Source organism: Exiguobacterium sp. KKBO11 (assembly GCF_001644945.1).
Classification (GTDB): Bacteria; Bacillota; Bacilli; order Exiguobacteriales; family Exiguobacteriaceae; genus Exiguobacterium_A; species Exiguobacterium_A abrahamii.
On record NZ_LUCU01000055.1, the window covers coordinates 135,642 to 153,319 of the forward strand.

The 17,678-nt window shown below is 44.3% G+C and carries 18 protein-coding genes and 2 tRNA genes; 10 read left to right on the forward strand and 10 right to left on the reverse strand.

Translation table 11 applies throughout. The annotated features are described in order from the left end of the window. Nucleotides 1–9: 9 nt before the first annotated feature. A complete protein-coding gene (locus AYO36_RS14760) occupies nucleotides 10–645 on the reverse strand; it encodes a sterol desaturase family protein (RefSeq protein ID WP_064300847.1) in 636 nt (211 codons plus the stop codon). A 126-nt stretch (nucleotides 646–771) separates the two neighbouring features. On the opposite strand from AYO36_RS14760, the gene AYO36_RS14765 reads away from it, so the two are divergent. Further along, nucleotides 772–1,050, forward strand: coding sequence for a hypothetical protein (locus AYO36_RS14765; RefSeq protein WP_050678090.1), 279 nt, complete (start codon nucleotides 772–774; stop codon nucleotides 1,048–1,050). A gap of 35 nt (nucleotides 1,051–1,085) precedes the next feature. Here the strand turns inward: AYO36_RS14765 and AYO36_RS14770 are convergent, their stop codons facing one another. Continuing rightward, entirely contained in the window at nucleotides 1,086–1,820 is a 735-nt protein-coding gene (locus AYO36_RS14770; protein WP_064300848.1) for a metallophosphoesterase family protein, read from the reverse strand. Nucleotides 1,821–2,180: 360 nt separating this feature from the next. On the opposite strand from AYO36_RS14770, the gene AYO36_RS14775 reads away from it, so the two are divergent. Beyond that, nucleotides 2,181–3,203, forward strand: coding sequence for a PTS sugar transporter subunit IIC (locus tag AYO36_RS14775; RefSeq protein WP_029340800.1), 1,023 nt, complete (start codon nucleotides 2,181–2,183; stop codon nucleotides 3,201–3,203). A 98-nt stretch (nucleotides 3,204–3,301) separates the two neighbouring features. Here the strand turns inward: AYO36_RS14775 and AYO36_RS14780 are convergent. Beyond that, a tRNA-Val gene (locus AYO36_RS14780) sits at nucleotides 3,302–3,374 on the reverse strand. A 187-nt stretch (nucleotides 3,375–3,561) separates the two neighbouring features. Between AYO36_RS14780 and AYO36_RS14785 the strand changes: the two genes are divergently transcribed. After that, a complete protein-coding gene (locus tag AYO36_RS14785) occupies nucleotides 3,562–6,702 on the forward strand; it encodes an efflux RND transporter permease subunit (RefSeq protein ID WP_064300849.1) in 3,141 nt (1,046 codons plus the stop codon). 61 nt (nucleotides 6,703–6,763) lie between these two features. On the opposite strand, the gene AYO36_RS14790 is transcribed toward AYO36_RS14785, so the two are convergent. Both AYO36_RS14790 and AYO36_RS14795 read right to left on the reverse strand, forming a co-directional pair. Beyond that, nucleotides 6,764–7,240 (reverse strand): hypothetical protein, encoded by a 477-nt coding sequence (locus tag AYO36_RS14790; RefSeq protein ID WP_064300850.1) that lies wholly within the window; start codon nucleotides 7,238–7,240, stop codon nucleotides 6,764–6,766. 65 nt (nucleotides 7,241–7,305) lie between these two features. Further along, nucleotides 7,306–8,133, reverse strand: a complete 828-nt coding sequence (locus AYO36_RS14795) for a M15 family metallopeptidase (RefSeq protein WP_050678086.1) — start codon at nucleotides 8,131–8,133, stop codon at nucleotides 7,306–7,308. A gap of 216 nt (nucleotides 8,134–8,349) precedes the next feature. Between AYO36_RS14795 and AYO36_RS14800 the strand changes: the two genes are divergently transcribed. Then, nucleotides 8,350–8,895 (forward strand): methyltransferase family protein, encoded by a 546-nt coding sequence (locus AYO36_RS14800; RefSeq protein ID WP_050678085.1) that lies wholly within the window; start codon nucleotides 8,350–8,352, stop codon nucleotides 8,893–8,895. A gap of 17 nt (nucleotides 8,896–8,912) precedes the next feature. Beyond that, a complete protein-coding gene (locus AYO36_RS14805; RefSeq protein ID WP_156501869.1) occupies nucleotides 8,913–10,400 on the forward strand; it encodes a phytoene desaturase family protein in 1,488 nt (495 codons plus the stop codon). A 59-nt stretch (nucleotides 10,401–10,459) separates the two neighbouring features. On the opposite strand, the gene AYO36_RS14810 is transcribed toward AYO36_RS14805, so the two are convergent. Genes AYO36_RS14810 through AYO36_RS14820 form a run of 3 tightly spaced genes read right to left on the reverse strand, consistent with a single transcriptional unit; the run spans nucleotide 10,460 to nucleotide 13,044 of the window. Further along, on the reverse strand, nucleotides 10,460–11,026 hold the full coding sequence (locus tag AYO36_RS14810) for a histidine phosphatase family protein (protein ID WP_064300851.1): 567 nt from the start codon (nucleotides 11,024–11,026) through the stop codon (nucleotides 10,460–10,462). Between the two features lie 16 nt (nucleotides 11,027–11,042). Continuing rightward, a complete protein-coding gene (locus AYO36_RS14815; RefSeq protein WP_050678082.1) occupies nucleotides 11,043–11,693 on the reverse strand; it encodes a response regulator transcription factor in 651 nt (216 codons plus the stop codon). A 1-nt stretch (nucleotide 11,694) separates the two neighbouring features. Beyond that, entirely contained in the window at nucleotides 11,695–13,044 is a 1,350-nt protein-coding gene (locus AYO36_RS14820) for a sensor histidine kinase (RefSeq protein ID WP_064300852.1), read from the reverse strand. Nucleotides 13,045–13,191: 147 nt separating this feature from the next. On the opposite strand from AYO36_RS14820, the gene AYO36_RS14825 reads away from it, so the two are divergent. Continuing rightward, nucleotides 13,192–13,743: a YdhK family protein gene (locus tag AYO36_RS14825; protein WP_064300853.1), complete on the forward strand. Its 552-nt coding sequence runs from the start codon at nucleotides 13,192–13,194 to the stop codon at nucleotides 13,741–13,743. A gap of 46 nt (nucleotides 13,744–13,789) precedes the next feature. Here AYO36_RS14825 and AYO36_RS14830 read toward each other — a convergent pair. Beyond that, nucleotides 13,790–13,862, reverse strand: a tRNA-Val gene (locus AYO36_RS14830). 139 nt (nucleotides 13,863–14,001) lie between these two features. After that, complete coding sequence (locus AYO36_RS14835) at nucleotides 14,002–14,628, reverse strand: nitroreductase family protein (protein ID WP_064300854.1); 627 nt, start codon at nucleotides 14,626–14,628, stop codon at nucleotides 14,002–14,004. Between the two features lie 185 nt (nucleotides 14,629–14,813). Between AYO36_RS14835 and yhfH the strand changes: the two genes are divergently transcribed. The 4 genes from yhfH (at nucleotide 14,814) to AYO36_RS14850 (ending at nucleotide 17,657) form a co-directional block, all read left to right on the forward strand. Next, nucleotides 14,814–14,960 (forward strand): protein YhfH, encoded by a 147-nt coding sequence (gene yhfH / locus AYO36_RS16595; protein ID WP_064505459.1) that lies wholly within the window; start codon nucleotides 14,814–14,816, stop codon nucleotides 14,958–14,960. Nucleotides 14,961–15,151: 191 nt separating this feature from the next. Further along, the gene (locus AYO36_RS14840) at nucleotides 15,152–15,997 is read left to right on the forward strand and encodes a polysaccharide deacetylase family protein (RefSeq protein ID WP_050678079.1); all 846 of its coding nucleotides are present in this window, start codon (nucleotides 15,152–15,154) and stop codon (nucleotides 15,995–15,997) included. A gap of 15 nt (nucleotides 15,998–16,012) precedes the next feature. Then, nucleotides 16,013–16,654, forward strand: a complete 642-nt coding sequence (locus AYO36_RS14845; protein WP_023467142.1) for a YkyA family protein — start codon at nucleotides 16,013–16,015, stop codon at nucleotides 16,652–16,654. Nucleotides 16,655–16,754: 100 nt separating this feature from the next. Continuing rightward, nucleotides 16,755–17,657, forward strand: a complete 903-nt coding sequence (locus AYO36_RS14850; RefSeq protein ID WP_064300855.1) for an EamA family transporter — start codon at nucleotides 16,755–16,757, stop codon at nucleotides 17,655–17,657. Nucleotides 17,658–17,678: the final 21 nt, after the last annotated feature.

The window sequence follows — 17,678 nt, forward strand, 5'->3', positions numbered from 1 at the left end:
AACCGCCGATCAGCTGATTGGCGGTTTTTCATATTCTCGATTTTTTTCTAAATTCCGTGCCGTTTGACTAGAAGTAACTGTTTTCTCATCTTTCAAAGTGCCAAACAACCAGTCCCCCATCGGATTTGATACACCAAACCAATAGTGTTCATTTTTGAAATGATGTAATAGATGCGTCTTTTTCATCCATTTTCCAAAGCGTGTTCTCGGTTTCAGCGGAACGTGTGCCACGTAATGTTTCCATTCATACACAAGCAACATGACGATCAATCCACTCGCGGCTGCAGCTGTCGAAACGACAGATTGCGTCAGAAGATAGGTCAGAGCCGCAAAGAAACCAAGATTCGGCAAGGAATACCAGACCGGTAAAAACAACAGATGCAGTTCATTCGGATGCGCATGATGATCGTAATGAAGTCGCTTCAACAACTTTCGTCCAAGCATATTTTTAGGCGGTGGTAAATGGAACAAAAAACGATGCGTCAGGTATTCACTGAAACTAAAGACGATCAGTCCAAGACAAAAGAACAGTAAAATCGACCAATGAAACGGCTGAGCAATGGTATAACTACTTATTCCAATCAGTAGTACGAGCATGATCAAAATATCCGGAAATAGAAAAAAACGGCGATAGATGTCTGACATAGATGCCCTCTCCTTTCTTTTTTCGTTACAGCGTCTAATCGTACGTTCATCGATTCGTCATGTTTTTTACTTCAAGTCGTGTAATCATTCTCACTCTTTCCCTTATACTAAATAGGGAATGGAGTGATGATCGCTTTGAGTTTATCGACCGGAATCATCTTCGTGTTACTCGCCTATACACTCATGTCGCTCTACGACATGTGGCAGGTATATCGGACTACTAGCAAGCTTTGGATGTTTGTATTATTTCTTGCAACATTGATCAGTCTCATCGTTGCCTTTTTTGTGGCCCCTGTCCTTGCGCTATTCTTTTACTGGTCACGCCATCCATTGAAACGAAACATCGGTATCGTGTTACTGATTGTCGTGTGCCTCATCTCAATTACGACGAAGCTATCTGCTTAATCGACTTCCTTCATGAACTACTCATGAAGGTTTTTTCATGTCCTACTACCGAAGAAGAGACGGCGCATCAACTCACGTTCCGGCATCTCCGTCGTATTGAGGACGTCTAAAAATGGTCGATCATCATATGGAATCTTCAGGATTTCTGAACGGACTTGATCCTTCTCCCAATCGATAATTGCTACTGGAGCAATAGCTGTTTCCTGACATCCAAGTGCACCTGGATTAATAAAGAGCGTTTGATCTGTCTCGACTTGTTGCGCTGGATGATGATGACCGAATCCAATGATCCGCGCCTCACTTCCAGCAAACAGGACGGATAAGTTTTCTTTCGTTCCATCCACCGCTTGCTTTAACGGCTCTTCACCAATCTTCTTCGTCTGGTCGGCATAAGCATAGTGCGTCAGGTGCATCGTTTGTTCCTGATGCATGATATTTAAGACACGCGGTAATCGTTCCAAATACTTTTGATTTTCTTGCGTCAACGTATCCGCAATCCATTGGTGGTGCTCTTTCGCATGGCGGTAACTATCGGGATAGTTCTCCCCATGGATTAAAGCAAGGACACATTCATCATGATTCCCAGAAATCGTTTGAATATCAGGACGTTGCTTCAATAGATCAATGACTTCATTATGCTCTGGTCCAATGCCGACAAGATCACCGAGACAATAGACGGCATCGATATCTGGTTGTTGATCAAGATAGGACAATACCGCACGTAATGCTGATGCATTGCCATGAATATCTGTAAAAAGCATCACTTTCATGTAAACGCCTCCATTGTTGGTACATTAGGATTTCCCGATGATACCGTGAATTCCTGTCAGATTTCAGGAAAAAATAAATTGTCAGAAAATATTGATTATTAATCAAGAGCGTGTTAGGCTTAGAAAAATTCACAGAGAGGGGCACGATCGAATGATTCCGACGCAACAGCCATTTAACCAAGTTGGACGACTGATTATTCTATGCATGAGGGACTGAAAACTTTTCCGATGATGAAACGGAAATGATTTTTGGGCCCTTCTTTCGATGCATCGAATGAGGCGCCCGCACAGAATGAGTGGCGCCTATCCCAAAAACGGATAGGCTTTTTTCATGGCAAAAAATAGAGATAGATAGAGAGGATGACAACGTTGAAAGAATATGCGATGGATCGAATGGTAAAAGTATCAGCTGGAATGGCAAATGCCGTTCTTGTAACACTCGGTGTCGGACTCCTGATTGAGACGCTCGGAAATCTTCTACATATCCAAATGCTACTGACGATTGGTGGTGTCGCAAAAGTACTACTCGCCCCTGCGCTTGGTGCCGGTATTGCCTTTCAGCTCGGAGGAAACACACTTGTCCTGTTCAGCGCGATGATCGCAGCGACGATTGGTGGTGCCGCTCTTCAATCGACTGCTTCTGGACTCGTTCTTGTACCCGGTCAGCCGATCAGCGCGTTACTCGCAGCTGCTGTCGCTGTATACGTCGGAAAACGCATGACTGGAAAAACGAAATTTGACATGATGGTCATCCCGATGAGTGCTGTCCTTGCTGGCGGCGTGACTGGAATCGGTGCTGCTGCCGTCACGACACCACTCCTTACAAAATTCAGTGCCATGATCACGGCTTCAGTCGAGTCTTCTCCTATTGCTACATCTCTTGTCATTGCACTCATCTTTAGTGTCTTATTGATGTCTCCTGCTTCGTCCGCTGCACTGGCTATCGCTTTGCAACTTGATCCTGTAGCAAGTGCCGCTGCACTGATTGGCTGTTCCGCTCAATTCGTCGGCTTTACGTTGATGGCATACCGTCAGACGGATCCAGGTGGTTTGATTGCTTCATTCTTTGTAACACCTAAAGTACAATTCCCGAATATCGTTAAAAATCCACGTCTTGTCGTTGCACCGTTTCTCGCAGCGATGATTTCAGCTCCTGTCGCGACGCTCCTTCTCTCTTTGAAAGTACCGTACGAACTCGCAGGACTTGGATTAAATTCGATGATTGCCCCACTCAATATCTTCGTCAACCAAGGTCCTCAGGCGTTCCTCGTCTTCTTCTTGACTGGTGTCGTTCTACCTGGCGTCTTGACGCTCGTCTTCTATCGATTGACGACCGTCGCAGGGTGGACGAAGCGCGGCGATCTTCATCTCGAAATTCAATAAAACAATTTACCTCCCTTCCAACTATTCCTGATTGATTTCGGGAATAGTTTTTTTAACGCAAAAAAAAATCGCTCCTTCAAAAAGGAACGATTTCGGTATGATTCTGACTGGGCTCGAACCAGCGACCTCTACCCTGTCAAGGTAGCGCTCTCCCAGCTGAGCTACAGAATCATGCTGTGTTGTTACTGGGTATGTTTTTATTATAGCAGCATATCGAAAAGTGTAAAGCCTTTTTAACAAAAAAAATTTATCTTTTTTCAAAAAGATCTTTTTAAATAAAAACAGTTTTAAAGTTGCGGGTTCTATGAGTGTCCTCTACTATGTAAATAAGCACATATAAAAAGAAAGGAGCGTTCATATGAACTTTTTAACCCGATTTAGTTTGAAGAACTCGGTTGCTGTCTTCATCATTGCAATCCTATTGATTTTAGGAGGCGTGTATTCCTTCTCACAATTAAAAGTCGATCAGTTCCCAGAAATCGAGTTTCCTCAGATTTCAATCGAAGCGGTTTACCCTGGTGCATCTCCTGACGATGTCGATAAACAAGTCGTCTCAAAGCTTGAAACTTCCCTTAAAGGAATTGAAGGGGCTACCAAGCTAACGAGTTCTTCTTATGAAAGTATCGGTATCTTAAACATCGAATTCCCGTTCGATACCGATATGGATAAGGTCGAACAACAAATCGATGCTGCAATCCAAGATGCGAATCTACCGGAGGAAGCAACGACGAAATTGAATCGTTTGTCATTTGGTTCATTCCCGATCTATAACATCTCTTTCTTTAGTAAGGATGGTAAAGACATCGAAAAAATCCTAAAGGAAGATATCGAACCTGAACTTAATAAGATTCCAGGAATCAACAGCGTTTCGGTTGGTGGCTATAAGGATGATCTCGTTCAAATCACCGTCGATAAGGAGAAAGCGACGGAAGCGGGTCTCTCGCTCTCGAGCATCAAGGAACAAATCAATGGAAAGTATGTCTCGTTCCCATCTGGTCAGCTATCAGAAAACGATTCGAAAATTCCGATTCGCGTTGAGGAAAAACTAGAAAATCTAGATAAACTAAAAAATCTACAATTGACACCTGCTGCAGGTGCGACTAGTTCATCAAGTAACGGTCAAACAGGTGGTTCATCTGCTGGCGGTCCACCACAAGGTGCAACGCAAGGTCCACCAAGTACAACAGGTGGAGCAGCTGCAGATCAGGCGTCTGAACCTGCAGAACCGATTCGCCTAGAGGATATCGCAAAAATCGAAGCCGTCTCACAACAAAGTGAAAAAACGCGTTACGATTTAAAAGATTCCTTATCGATGGCAATCACGAAAAAACAAGATGCCAATACAGTCGAAATCGCAGATGAAGTCACGAAGATTCTCAATAAATATGACGACCAAGTCGACTATACGATTGGGATTGATTCAGCGAAGGATATCGAGGAGTCCGTTGCGACACTCGTCAAAGAAGGATTACTTGGTGCCCTCTTCGCATCACTCGCTGTACTCTTGTTCTTACGGAACCTCCGCGCGACGATCATCGCCATCGTCTCGATTCCATTATCATTACTCATCGCTGCTATCTTCTTGAACTGGCAAGATATCTCCCTGAACATCATGACACTTGGTGGGATGGCTGTTGCAGTCGGTCGTGTCGTCGATGATAGTATCGTTGTCATCGAGAACATCTTCCGACGCGTCCGAAAATCCGAATCCGGTATGACGGATGAGATCATCGAACAATCGACAAAAGAGATTCTAAAAGCAATCACGTCATCGACGCTGACGACCGTCGTCGTCTTCCTGCCGATCGGATTTGTCGGTGGGATTACTGGTAAGTTCTTCTTACCGTTCGCTTTGACGATTATTTTCTCATTACTTGCTTCACTACTCGTTGCGATCACGATCGTACCGATTCTCGCGAAGTTTGCATTCAAGAAGGTACCAGCGGAAGAAAAAGAAGGCGCTCTCCAACGGTGGTATGGCAAGCTGATTGAAAAATCACTCTCGCACAAGGCGATCATCTTGGTCGTATCGTTCATCCTTCTCGGTGGTTCTCTGGCGATCGTACCGCGTCTCGGCTTTACGTTCATTCCGAACGAAGCATCGAAGACCTTGACGGCATCGCTTGAGCTTCCAGCTGCCACATCACTTGAAAAAACAAGTGACGTCTCGTTTGAGATGGAAAAAATGTTTGATAAAGAAAAAGCCATTGCTGACGTGACGACTTCTGTCGGAGCGCGTGACTTCACGACAGGCTTACGTCTCGATAATAAAGCAAGTTACTTCTTGAATCTAAAAGACGGTGTAAACGTCGAAAAAACGATCAAGTCACTTGAAACACAGATGGAAGACATCGCTCAAGATGAAAACGTCGATGTCAAAATCAGTGTGGCTGAACTATCAACAGGTGGTCCTCCGTCGAATAACAACGTCGATGTCGACTTGTTCTCGAACGACCTCGAAGCCCTTCAAGAGGCGGCAAAACTCGTCGAGGATAACATGTCGAAAAATAATGATTTGAAATATATCACGAACAACTTCAGCGAAAAACAAAAGCAGTATCTCGTAGAAATCGATCCTGAGAAAGCAAGTGATCGCGGACTATCTGGTTTCCAGATTCTCGGTACCGTTAACGATCAAACGAAGCCTGTCACGGTCGGAACGCTCAATCTCGACAATAAGGATCAAGACGTACAATTATCTTATGAAGAAGGACTCGTCTCGAAAGAAGATCTCGAAGACGTCCAACTCTTCTCAGCAAACGGTCCTGTCGCATTGAAAGATGTCGCGAACGTCAATGAAGTTGAGACTTTCACATCGATTCAGAAACTCGACGGAAAAGTATATGCTCGCGTATCTGGACAAGTTAAAGGAGACGACGTTCAAAACGTATCGAACGCTGTAAAAGCTGACGTCGAAAAAATCGATTTACCAGACGGTGTCTCACTGACAAGTGGTGGTGGAAATGATGATACGGTCGAAATCTTCCAATCACTCGGAATTGCGATTGTCGTTGCCATCGGACTTGTTTACCTGACAATGTTGATCACGTTCGGAAAAGCTCGTATTCCATTCATCATCTTGTCCTCTCTGATCTTTGTTCCAATCGGTTCACTCGTCACGCTCTTCCTTGCGAATGAACCATTGTCTGTCAGTGTCATGATCGGCTTCCTGATGTTGATCGGAATCGTCACCACGAACGCAATCGTTCTCGTCGACCGCATCGGTCAAAACGTCGGACGCGGTATGCCGATTCGCGAATCATTGATTGAAGCTGGTAAAACGCGATTACGCCCAATCCTGATGACCGCATTTGCAACAATCATGGCATTGGTGCCTCTCGCATTAACCACTTCTTCAGGAACATTGATCTCAAAAGGTCTTGCCTTGACGGTCATCGGTGGATTAACGACCTCTACGTTGTTAACACTCATCATCGTTCCTGTCGTCTATGAATTGTTCTTCTTCAAAAAAGCAAAAAAAGAACGTACGACTAAGTAAATGCACATGAAAAGGAGCCTATCGCGATCCAAGCGATAGGCTCCTTTCATTCTATAAGACCTTACGACTCTAACTGTTCATCCGTTCGTTCCAACGTACCATCATGTTGCTCCACTAATCCGTCGAGGACGGATGGTTCAAACTCTTCACCGATCGCGATGATTCCTGTTTGTCCAGGCGGAATGACACCGAGTGTTCGTTTGAATGTCTCTTGGATTTCTTGATTTTCCTTCATGTCTTTCGATCCACCAATCAGCATACCCGTCATCGAACCAAGCAAGATGCCGAATGGGCCTCCTAGAATACCCACCGCCATTCCAATTAACGACCCTTTGACGGCGCGATTCGATCCACTTAGGTCTACAGCATCTTCAAACGAAAAAGCACCATTCTCATTTCGCTTGATGACGGCAATCTGTTCGAAATCGACTTGACCTCGCGCATGATATTTCTTCAATTCACTGAACACTTGATAGGATGTCGCTTCTTCTTTGAACGTAAACGTCATGATGTGATGTTTCGCATCTTTTTTTGCCATCCGTTCCACCTCTTTCACCTGAGACGAATAACCGACTAAGTCAACATCCTCTATTTACCATGTTTTTAAGAAGTCGAAACCTTTACTGGTTTCCATGGTGCGAGATGGAAATACTCCTCCATCGTCAATCCACTGACTTTTAGACGAGCGGCAAGCGTTGCTCCGACATACCGATAGTGCCAGCTCTCATACGTATAACCCGTCCAAGATTCTTTACCAGATGGATAGCGGAGATGGAAACCGTAGCGGTGAGCATTCGCAAACAACCATTTTGCCTCTTTTGTTTTTGAAAAGCTAAACGTGGCGTATTTTGTTGAATCAGCGCCTCCAATATCAAACGCAAGACCTGTTTGGTGTTCACTTTTCCCAGGTTCCGCACTATACGTACTCGCCTTCTCATATCCATCACGCGCAACATATTTATCAAACAACGTTTTTTGATAGGCATAGGAGCGATATGTACTAAACGCAACGAGCGTAATCCCCGCTTTTTTAGCCGCTACACGCATTTTCTCAAACGCTGCTCTTGCTTGTTGATTCTCACCAGGAGCGTACGTCGAACGGAGCGCTAAGTTCTTATTCGCGATGAGGGTCTTACCGATCCGTTTTCCACCGATTTGTTCATCCGTCAGTAGATACTTCGTACTCGCATAACCAATCTTCGTACCATATTGTACTTTTGACCACGTACCGACTTTTGAAAGCTCCGTCACATAGATCCCCGTCGGAATAACCGCAAGACTCGGTTGATCAATCGATGCTCCCTTACGCAAATGAAGGGATGTCTTTGCTTGCCGATAAGTAGAAGTCGATGCTTCGACCGTTGGTATATACACTGACGTACAGGCCGCTGTTAATGTCAACGTCGTGATGAGTGTCGTGATGTATTTCATGAATCGTATATCTCCTTTATGCATGTTCTAACCTGCATCCATATTTTAGATTAGAATACCATTCTTTTTTTCAAACAGGGTTCTTTCGGAATGCTTGTCATGAAAATGAAGTATTTCTGAAGTTTTCTAAATGTAGCTTAAGGACGAATTACAATGGGTAAATAACGATGTATGCGTTTTCGAAACATGATTCTGATGCAGAAAGGAGTAGCGTACGTGTCACTTTGGGAATGGATCTTCAGTATCGGTAGCATCTGTTGGATCGGTGAGATGATTCGTTTCCGGAATCGCTCTGAGTCCAAGTCAGGCGCAGCAGAACAAGTTAGTTTTTATTTGATTTTCCTTGTCCTAAGCGGAACGATCGTCTGCGCTTTCCTCTTTGCGAATGAGGGAGTTTCTACATTCATGCGCATCTCTTCATGCATTCTGTTGTGGTGTGGCGTTTCCTTACGTCTGTGGGGAATTCTTCACTTAAAACAACAATTCACACGTCATGTCGTCGTGGCATCTGGTGATCAGCTCGTCAGCAGTGGTCCTTACCGCTTTTTACGTCACCCATTATATAGTGGATTGTTATTGATTACGATGAGCTTCCCCCTCTTCACCGGTCAGTCCGGACTTTTTGTTCTCTCTGGACTTCTGATGTTCTTTTTCTTACTTTACCGGATTCGAATCGAGGAAGCGATGTTAACGAAAGGTTTTGGACCTGCCTATACGGTATGGGCTGCGAAACGAAAGCGATTGATTCCATTCATCTACTAAAAGGAGAAGTGATTCATTTGAAGAAACGCGCAATTGTCATTGGAGCAGGTCTTGCTGGTATGTCTGCCGCCATTCGTTTGGCTGGAGATGGTTATGCAGTCACGATGCTTGAAAAGAATGCAAACGTCGGAGGGAAACTGAATCAACGTAGTGGAAAGGGATTTACTTTCGATACCGGTCCTTCCATCTTAACGATGCCTTGGGTACTCGAACAACTCTTCTCAAGCGTTCATCGTAACTTGGATGATTACTTAGAAATCGAGCGCATTGAACCGCAATGGCGTACATTCTTTGAAGATGGAACAAAAATCGATGTCAAAGGTGACTTACCTGGAATGCTTGAAGAAGTCGAACAAGTCTCGTCACGAGCTGATTTCGTCGAATTGTTCCGGTACTCCAAACAAATGTACGACTTGTGCCTCGACAGTTTTTATAAATACAGTCTCGAAGATTTAAAGGACTTAAAAAAATACCATACGATGTCTGATTTATTAAAGATGGATCCGATGAATACCGTTGCGACTGGAACAAAGAAACATCTCAATGATCCGTATCTCGAACAGCTGTTCAACTATATGGTCATGTATGTTGGTTCCAATCCTTATCAGGCACCTGCTGTCTTCAATCAGATGATTTACGTTCAAATGGGACTCGGCATCTATTATGTCAAAGGTGGCATGTACCAAATCGCGCGTGCCATGAAACGGTTGCTTGATGAGCTCCGTGTCACGGTTCATCTCAACTCACCCGTTGAACAAATCGTCCTTGAAAATAAAAAAGCGGTTGGCGTCTTATCAAACGGAACATTCCATGTAGCCGATATCGTCGTCTCAAATCTCGAGGTCATTCCGACTTATGAACGGATCGTACCGGAGAAAAAAGCCCGGAAGCAGGCCAAAAAATTACAGGCGTCGTTCGCTCCTTCCGTTTCAGGTCTTGTCCTGCTGCTCGGTGTAAATCGCGAGTATCGCGGGCTAGCGCATCATAATTTCTTTTTCTCGGAAAATCCAGAGCGTGAATTCGCCCAAATGTTCAAAGAAGGTACCCCTCCTGAGGATCCGACGATTTACGTTGGTGTCTCGTCAAAATCCGACGCTTCCCAAGCTCCTGAAGGGAAGGATAACTTATTCGTCTTAACGCATGTTCCACCGCTAACACTTCAAAAAGGTGAGGTCGACTGGGATGCGTACCGCGAAGTCGTTCTCGATAAACTGGAGCGGATGGGACTTCACGGACTTCGTGAATCAATCGAGTTTGAATATCGCTTCACCCCAGAAGATTTGAAGGAATTATACGGTCCAAACGGTGGATCGATTTATGGTGTCGCAGCCGATCGGAAGAAAAATGGTGGATTCAAGATTCCATCGAAGAGTGACTTGTACGAAGGACTTTATTTCGTCGGTGGTTCGACACACCCAGGCGGCGGTGTACCGATGGTCACCTTGTCTGGTCAATTAACAGCGGATTTGATCCGAAAACATGAAGGTGCCGTTCCTACGCCTTAACATTTCTCCAATTACAAAAGAGACGGAAACTGATTCACTCATCAGTTCCGTCTCTTTTTTTACTTTGTATTCGTCAAAAGTGGTACGACATGAATGTCCGCTTTTTCTCCTAATCTCACATCCATTCGACATACGGCTGGCATCGGTAAGGATTTCCAAAATGCGTAATCAAACGTCGGATCAAATGTTTCTAAGAGTAACACCATGATGTTTCCGTGTGTTCCAAGAACGACTGTTTCGTCAGGATGCTTCTCCACTAGTTCGTCGATGAATTGCCGAATGCGTTGTGACGCTTCGTTGTTCGTTTCGCCTCCATACGGATTTTCATTCGGATGTTGCCATACATATGTGACCGCTGCTTGAAAATCGTCAAGCTCTCCCGGTGCTAACAATCGCTCTCGTAGTTCCTCTACCTCAATGATTGGTTGTTGACGTGCCTTCGCGAGCGGTGCAATCGTCTCGATTGCCCGTTGATACGGACTGCTGTAGAACCTGTCGATTGGAATTTCTTGAAACGTTTCAAGTAAACGTATCGCATCTGCCTGTCCTGCATCGGAAAGTGGCCGCTTCCGTTCATCTGGTGAATATGTCGAGTGTGCGTGCCGTACGAAATAGAGTGTCGTCATATTTTGATTTTCCCCTTTATTGGTGTGTCCAGCGGTATCCGATTCCGCGAACTGTTTCGAGATGCTGTTCAATCGGAAAACCGCAAACACGTAGTTTTTCTCTTAAATGTCTGATATGCGAGTCGATCGTCCGCTCGTCTACAGACGCTTCCGCTCCCCATAATATTGTTGTCAGCTGATCCCGTGTCCAAACACGTCGTGGAGAATCTAAAAATACACCTAACAACTCAAATTCCGTTTTCGTTAACGAAATCTTTTGTTGGAGGTAACTACAACGATAGCTTTCCCGGTCATAGGATAGACCATCATACTGTTGCTGTAATAAAACTTCCATTCGCCCGATCAGTTCCCCTTCTTGAATCGGTTTTGATATGTAATCATTCGCTCCTACTTCTCGTGTCCGAATGATGTCTTCCCGTTGATTCCGAGCCGTAACCATCAAGATCGGGATGTTAGAGTGTTCTCGAATGAGACGACAACATGTCCAGCCATCCATATCCGGCATCATGACATCTAGTAAAATCAGGTCGAATACGTGCTGACGGCAGAGATCAAGAGCTTGTTGCGCAGAATCCACAAGCTGACACGTGTACCCATACGGCTGAATATACAGTTTGAGCAGTTCAAGCATTCTTGGTTCATCATCTACGATCAATACATGCGGCATTTTATTTCTCCTTCCACTGCAGTGTCACTTGTGTTCCATGTCCAAGTTGACTCTTGATGTTCAATTCTGCACCATGTGTCTGAGCAATTGCTTCAACGATGGAGAGTCCGATTCCAGTTCCTCCATGTTTTCGAGAACGAGATGCTTCCGTTCGGTAGAGCCGTTTCGTTACATGAGGTAAAGATTCTGCAGCGATCCCTTCTCCTGTATCTTCGATTTGAATGAAAGCCCCTACTGCGTTGACACCATAACGAACGATAATTTTTCCTGACGTCGTATGTCGCCGTGCATTTTCAATGATATTCACGATCATCTGACGGAGCTGCTGAGCGTCACCCATCACTTCTAATCGCTCACCTTCTATCTCGAACGAAACATTTTCTTGTTCGATGTCTGGACGCATCAATCGTATCACTTGATGAATCAAGTCTTCGACATCGACAGGTTTTCGCTCCATCATAAAAGCATTGGCGTCAATTCGTGCTAGCCAAAACAATTGCTCAATCCATTCATTCATTTGCTGACTTTCTTCTCGAATGATCGTAATGTAGCGTTGTTGCTCATCCGGCGTCAACGTTTGGCGTTCGAGAATATCCGCGTATCCCTTTATATATGTCAATGGTGTTCGTAGTTCATGAGATACGGTTGCTAAAAATTCGGATCGTTCCCGATTCAAAAAATCGAGATCTTGTTTTAATTGCTGAATCGAACGCGCCAATTGTCCCAGTTCATCTTTTCGATCAATCGGCAACTCTCCACCTTCCCCATCCAATAGACGCGCTGTCGCTTTTTCCATCTGAATCAACGGACGAGAAATGAGTCGGGTCGTCCAAATGCTTGCCGCACCTGCTAATAAAAGCGCTAGCAGACCCACTTGGAAAAACTGCTGTTTCAACGGATCAAGTACGTGATCTACGATTTCTTTAGAGGCGAACATGAATACATGACCACGATGTTCCCCGTCAATGGTGATGGGACTGTCCGTCATTAAAAAGTCACGCATCGTCACGATTTTTCCTTGTTGACGGTAATCAAAATCCGTATGCTCTAACATGCTCTTCATCTCATTCGACAAAGGTCGTGACGCTTCTAGTTGTTTTCCATCTGCATCAGTGATCACCACAGTAAACGATGAATCTGCTTCCATCATGCTGACATGGCGCATCGTCGTTTGGTCATAGGAATCGACAAGGACATCACGGTGTGTATTTCCTCGGTTCAGTAAACCGTCTACTACTTCCTGCGTTCGTGTTTGAGACAACTGATAATACAATGTCCCAAACAACACACTGCCACAAATTAAAAATGCCGCAAGCACGATTCCTCCGACTGAGTATGAAATATGACGCATGACGATTCCTCCTTTTTCTCTCCACTTTTAGTATAGCTAAAAAAAACGCGATCGACGCAGGCAAACGAAACTGTCACCTCATCTGCACACGATTTGCATATACGCTGGGTATAGTAAAGAAGACTAGTGACTTCAGGAGGGTTTTATATGAAAAAATCATTGACATTAACCGCACTTGCTCTTAGTTCTACGCTTTGGCTCGGTGCATGTGGATCCGCCAATAACGATGGAAGTAATAGTGACTCACACGATATGTCTCATGGAGATATGATGCATTCGAGCGACGGAAAGCTACCATCCGGTTTAAAGGAAGCCAGTGATCCGACTTATCCGAAAGGAAGCAAGGTCACGTTGACGACGGATCATATGGACGGTATGGACGGAGCTAAAGCAACGATTGCGGGAGCTTACGACACCGTCGTCTATGCGATCAGTTACAAACCGACTACTGGTGGAAAGATGGTGAAAAATCATAAATGGGTCATTCAGGAAGAACTCGATCCCGTTCCAACTAAGCCACTGCAAGTTGGTGATGAAACAACTGTCAAAGCGGATCATATGAAAGGTATGGATGGAGCAAAAGCGACGATTGATGAAGTAAAGGAAACGACGGTCTACATGGTGAACTATGAACCGACTGACGGTGGAGAGATGGTGAAAAACCATAAATGGGTCACAGAGGATGAGATAAAGAAATAATAAAAAAAGCCCGCTTTTCCTATAAAGGAAAAGCGGGCTTTCGGTATGATTCTGACTGGGCTCGAACCAGCGACCTCTACCCTGTCAAGGTAGCGCTCTCCCAGCTGAGCTACAGAATCATGTTTGCAGTACGTTATGTACTTGCTAGGACATGTATTAATATATCAAGAAACTAAAAGGCTGACAAGTCTTTTTCTGAAAAAAAATAAAAAAATTAAAATGGAGGAATTGAACCCCGCTTCCTCCATTTTGAATGACTTACAGGAAGGTCGATACTTGATCAATCGGTAAACGTAGTGCCGGACGCTTTTTCGCATCTTCAACCGCTTTTCCGACAGCAATCAACATGACCGGTACATACCGTGACTCGGTGATGAACGTTTCCGCAAAACGTTGATGATCGAATCCACCCATTGCGAGTGTTGATAATCCACGCGCTTCTGCCGCAAGCATCAATTGCATCGCAGCAAGACTCGCATTCGACATTGCCGCATCGCGCCCATAGGCTTCACTTTGATAAGCGCCTTCTACCTGTGCCTTGATCGAATCAAATAAATCCTCTGTCATGCCACCTGCTTCTACTGCTGGACCGTACACCGGATTGTAGTTTCGATTAGCTTGAACATCACCTAAGATCGCAATGACTGCTGAAGCCGAAGTGATAGCCGGCTGATTGTATGCGATCGGTGCAAGCTGTTGCTTCGCTTCTTCTGAATGGAAGACCGTGAAATGCCAGTGTTGCAAATTCCAAGCACTCGGCGCCGCTGTCGTCCATTCTAATAGTTCTTCCACTTCCTGTTTTGAAAGTTTGAACATTTCGTCGTAATGACGAACCGAACGTCTTTCTGTTAAGACACGCATTGTATCAAGTGTTGCCTGTGTCATGTGTAAATCCCCCTTATTATTATCAGATTACTTAGATATCGTAGCATGTCTCTTTTTTATTGTCCTCTATCAATACTTCAAACGAATTTACTGTTATAAAACAATAGTTGACATTAAACTTCTGTACTAATACAATAAAAACAAGAAAAAAGACCATTGCGTTTATTTTGAAGGAGGAAAAACACATGGAACAACCCCTTTATCAAGAAGCATCTGCTGCATTCTATCGTGAGCTTCCCGTCAAGACGTGTGCCCATTGCGGAAAAGAGATGGATGAACAATGTGAATCCTATCAAACGGAATGCGATGAGTGTGCTGTAACAGAACACTAATAACACATGAAACAATCACTTATTCAGTGGTTGTTTTTTTATTTCTTACAAACTTCTTCTAAATAAATCGATATTTTTTAGAAAAATCGATTTTCCATCATCTTTTTGTCATCTGTTTGTTACAAAAGAAACAGTCAGAATGTTACATTATCTGTATATGATATTTTTGACAAAAGGAGCGACAGACAACGATGGATCCATTTACCTCAAGCCACGCTAGCGAACTCGGTCCACGACCGCGTACAAAAAAAAGAAAGTTTTTCCCTCGGTTCTTCTTACTTCTCACACTTGTCTTTCTCGGAGTTGGGGGATATGTCGCTTACCGATACGTATTTACTCCTGAACAACAATCCATTACGACAGGTAAATCCATTACTGAAGTCCCTGTCGTCAATATGGAAAAAGCACGCGTGGAAAAATGGAATGGTGTGACGAAAAAAGTCGCTTATTTAACATTCGAGGATGGTCCATCCGCATTAACACCGGACTTACTTCGAACATTGGATCAACTTCAGACTCGTGCCACTTTCTTTTATCTCGGGACACAAATAGATGCTTTTCCGCAAGAAGTCAAAGCTGCTGCTAAAGCTGGACACTATATCGGATTACACGGGGAAACACACGATTACGATACATTGTACGAAAAAGGAAAGTATGTCTCAGAGATGCAAAGTGTTCAGAAGAAAATCCATGAGTTGACGAAGCTAACACCACATTTGACACGACCACCTTATGGCTCTGATCCAGGCATCACGAAAAAAATGGCATCTGCCATTCATTCAGCAGACTTCCGCGTGTGGGACTGGTCAATCGATTCAATGGACTGGTATTACAAAGATAGTGCAAAAGAAGTAGCGAATACGGTCATTCGGCGAGCAGAGCGTCCGTTTGAAATCATTCTCTTACATGAACAACCACAAGCCATCAAGGCACTTCCAGCCATTGTTGCCGGACTTCAGAAAAAAGGCTATCAATTCGCGATTTATGATGAAGATTTCCATATCCCGTACAACTTCGCGCAACACTCGAATTTATAAGGAGTTACTATCCAGATGAAAAAAACATTCGTAGCAGTACTGTTCCTGTCGAGCTTTGGACTCGCTGCCTGTTCCAACGATTCACCAGCCTCTCTTCATGAACAGCTAGAGCAACAAGTCAAAGGTGAAGAGAAGGCATTCACGCTAGCTGATCAACGTGCTCGTAAGGATGAAATTTCAGTTAATACGTACCAAGCCGTTCTTGATGCAGGTGCTGAAGAAATCAAACGCTCTCAAAATGAACGAGAGGAATTAGAAGCCTTAAATGACGAACGGCTTGCTTTATTGAAACAAGAAGAAACGTTACGTAAGGAAACGTACGCTGCACTCGATCTTGAAGAATTGAAGGATGCTGTCAACAAACTTGATGGTAAAGCAAAAACAGAAGGAACTGCCTTAGTGACAATCATCAAGGAACGCGAGCAGACATTTCAAACGTTCTCGAAAACGTATCGACAAGCGATGGACGCTGAAAAGAAAGTGCTTTCACGCTTGACGAAAAAACCGGATTTCGTTAAGATTGATGAGTCAACAGCGGATTTAAATCGTTTAACACGGAAAGCTACCGCGTCATTAAAGAAGTGGAATGCGCTGACCGTTCAGTATAATCAAACGAAAACCCGGCTGTATCGTTTGCTCGACACATCAACTCAATAAATCACACAGGTTGCAACCAAACCCTGTCCAAAAAACCTGGACAAGGCCCTGTTGCAACCTTTTTTGTGTGGTTTTTATTAAAAATGGAGGGAATTTATTCATGCATCGTTCAAAAGCAACCTTATTCGTTCTGATTGGCGCTATCAGTTATGGTGTCCTCTCAACGATCGTCAAACTCGCTTATGCCGCTGGATTTAACTCAGCAGCCGTTTCAGGTAGTCAATTTTTCTTCGGGTGGCTCATGATTTTCGGACTTGCCTTATTTACGAAAAACCTTCGTCTCGATCTCAAAACAGCTGGTCTTCTCATGCTGATTGGTATTTCAAGCGGTACAACCGGTTATCTCTATTACCAAAGTCTTCAGACCGTATCGGCATCCGTTGCGATCATTCTCTTATTCCAATTCACTTGGATCGGTGTCATCATTGATGCGCTCGCATTCAGACGCTTACCTACTCGCGCGCATTTCCTGTCCGCGATTCTACTGATTGGCGGAGCCATTCTTGCGAGTGCTGCTTACTCGAGCCCACTCGACCTGCGTGGAACATTATTCGGTCTTGGAGCTGCTGTTAGTTTTTCGATTTTCCTACTCGCTAGTGGACGCATCGCCAATCATTTACCCGTCATTAAGAAAAGTTTTTACATGATGACAGGTGGTCTTGCTTTCGTCATGATCATGTATCCACCGACGACGTTCTTGTCGTCTGCGAACTTCGAAAATGGACTTCTGTTATACGCGATTCCGCTCGGTCTATTCGCGTTGATTTTGCCACCACTCTTATTTGCTGCAGGCGCCCCTCATCTGTCTCCAGCAAGCGTTTCTTTGCTCGGAGCGGCTGAACTACCGACAGCAGTCATCTGTTCCGTCTTAATTTTAGGAGAACATCTGATGAGTTCCCAATGGATTGGGATCGTCATCATCTTGATCGGAATCTTTTATCCAATCTATCGCTCAAGCAAAACAGCACCTGTTGCGAACGTACAACAAAACGACCTTTCCTGAGTTCAGGAAAGGTCGTTTTTT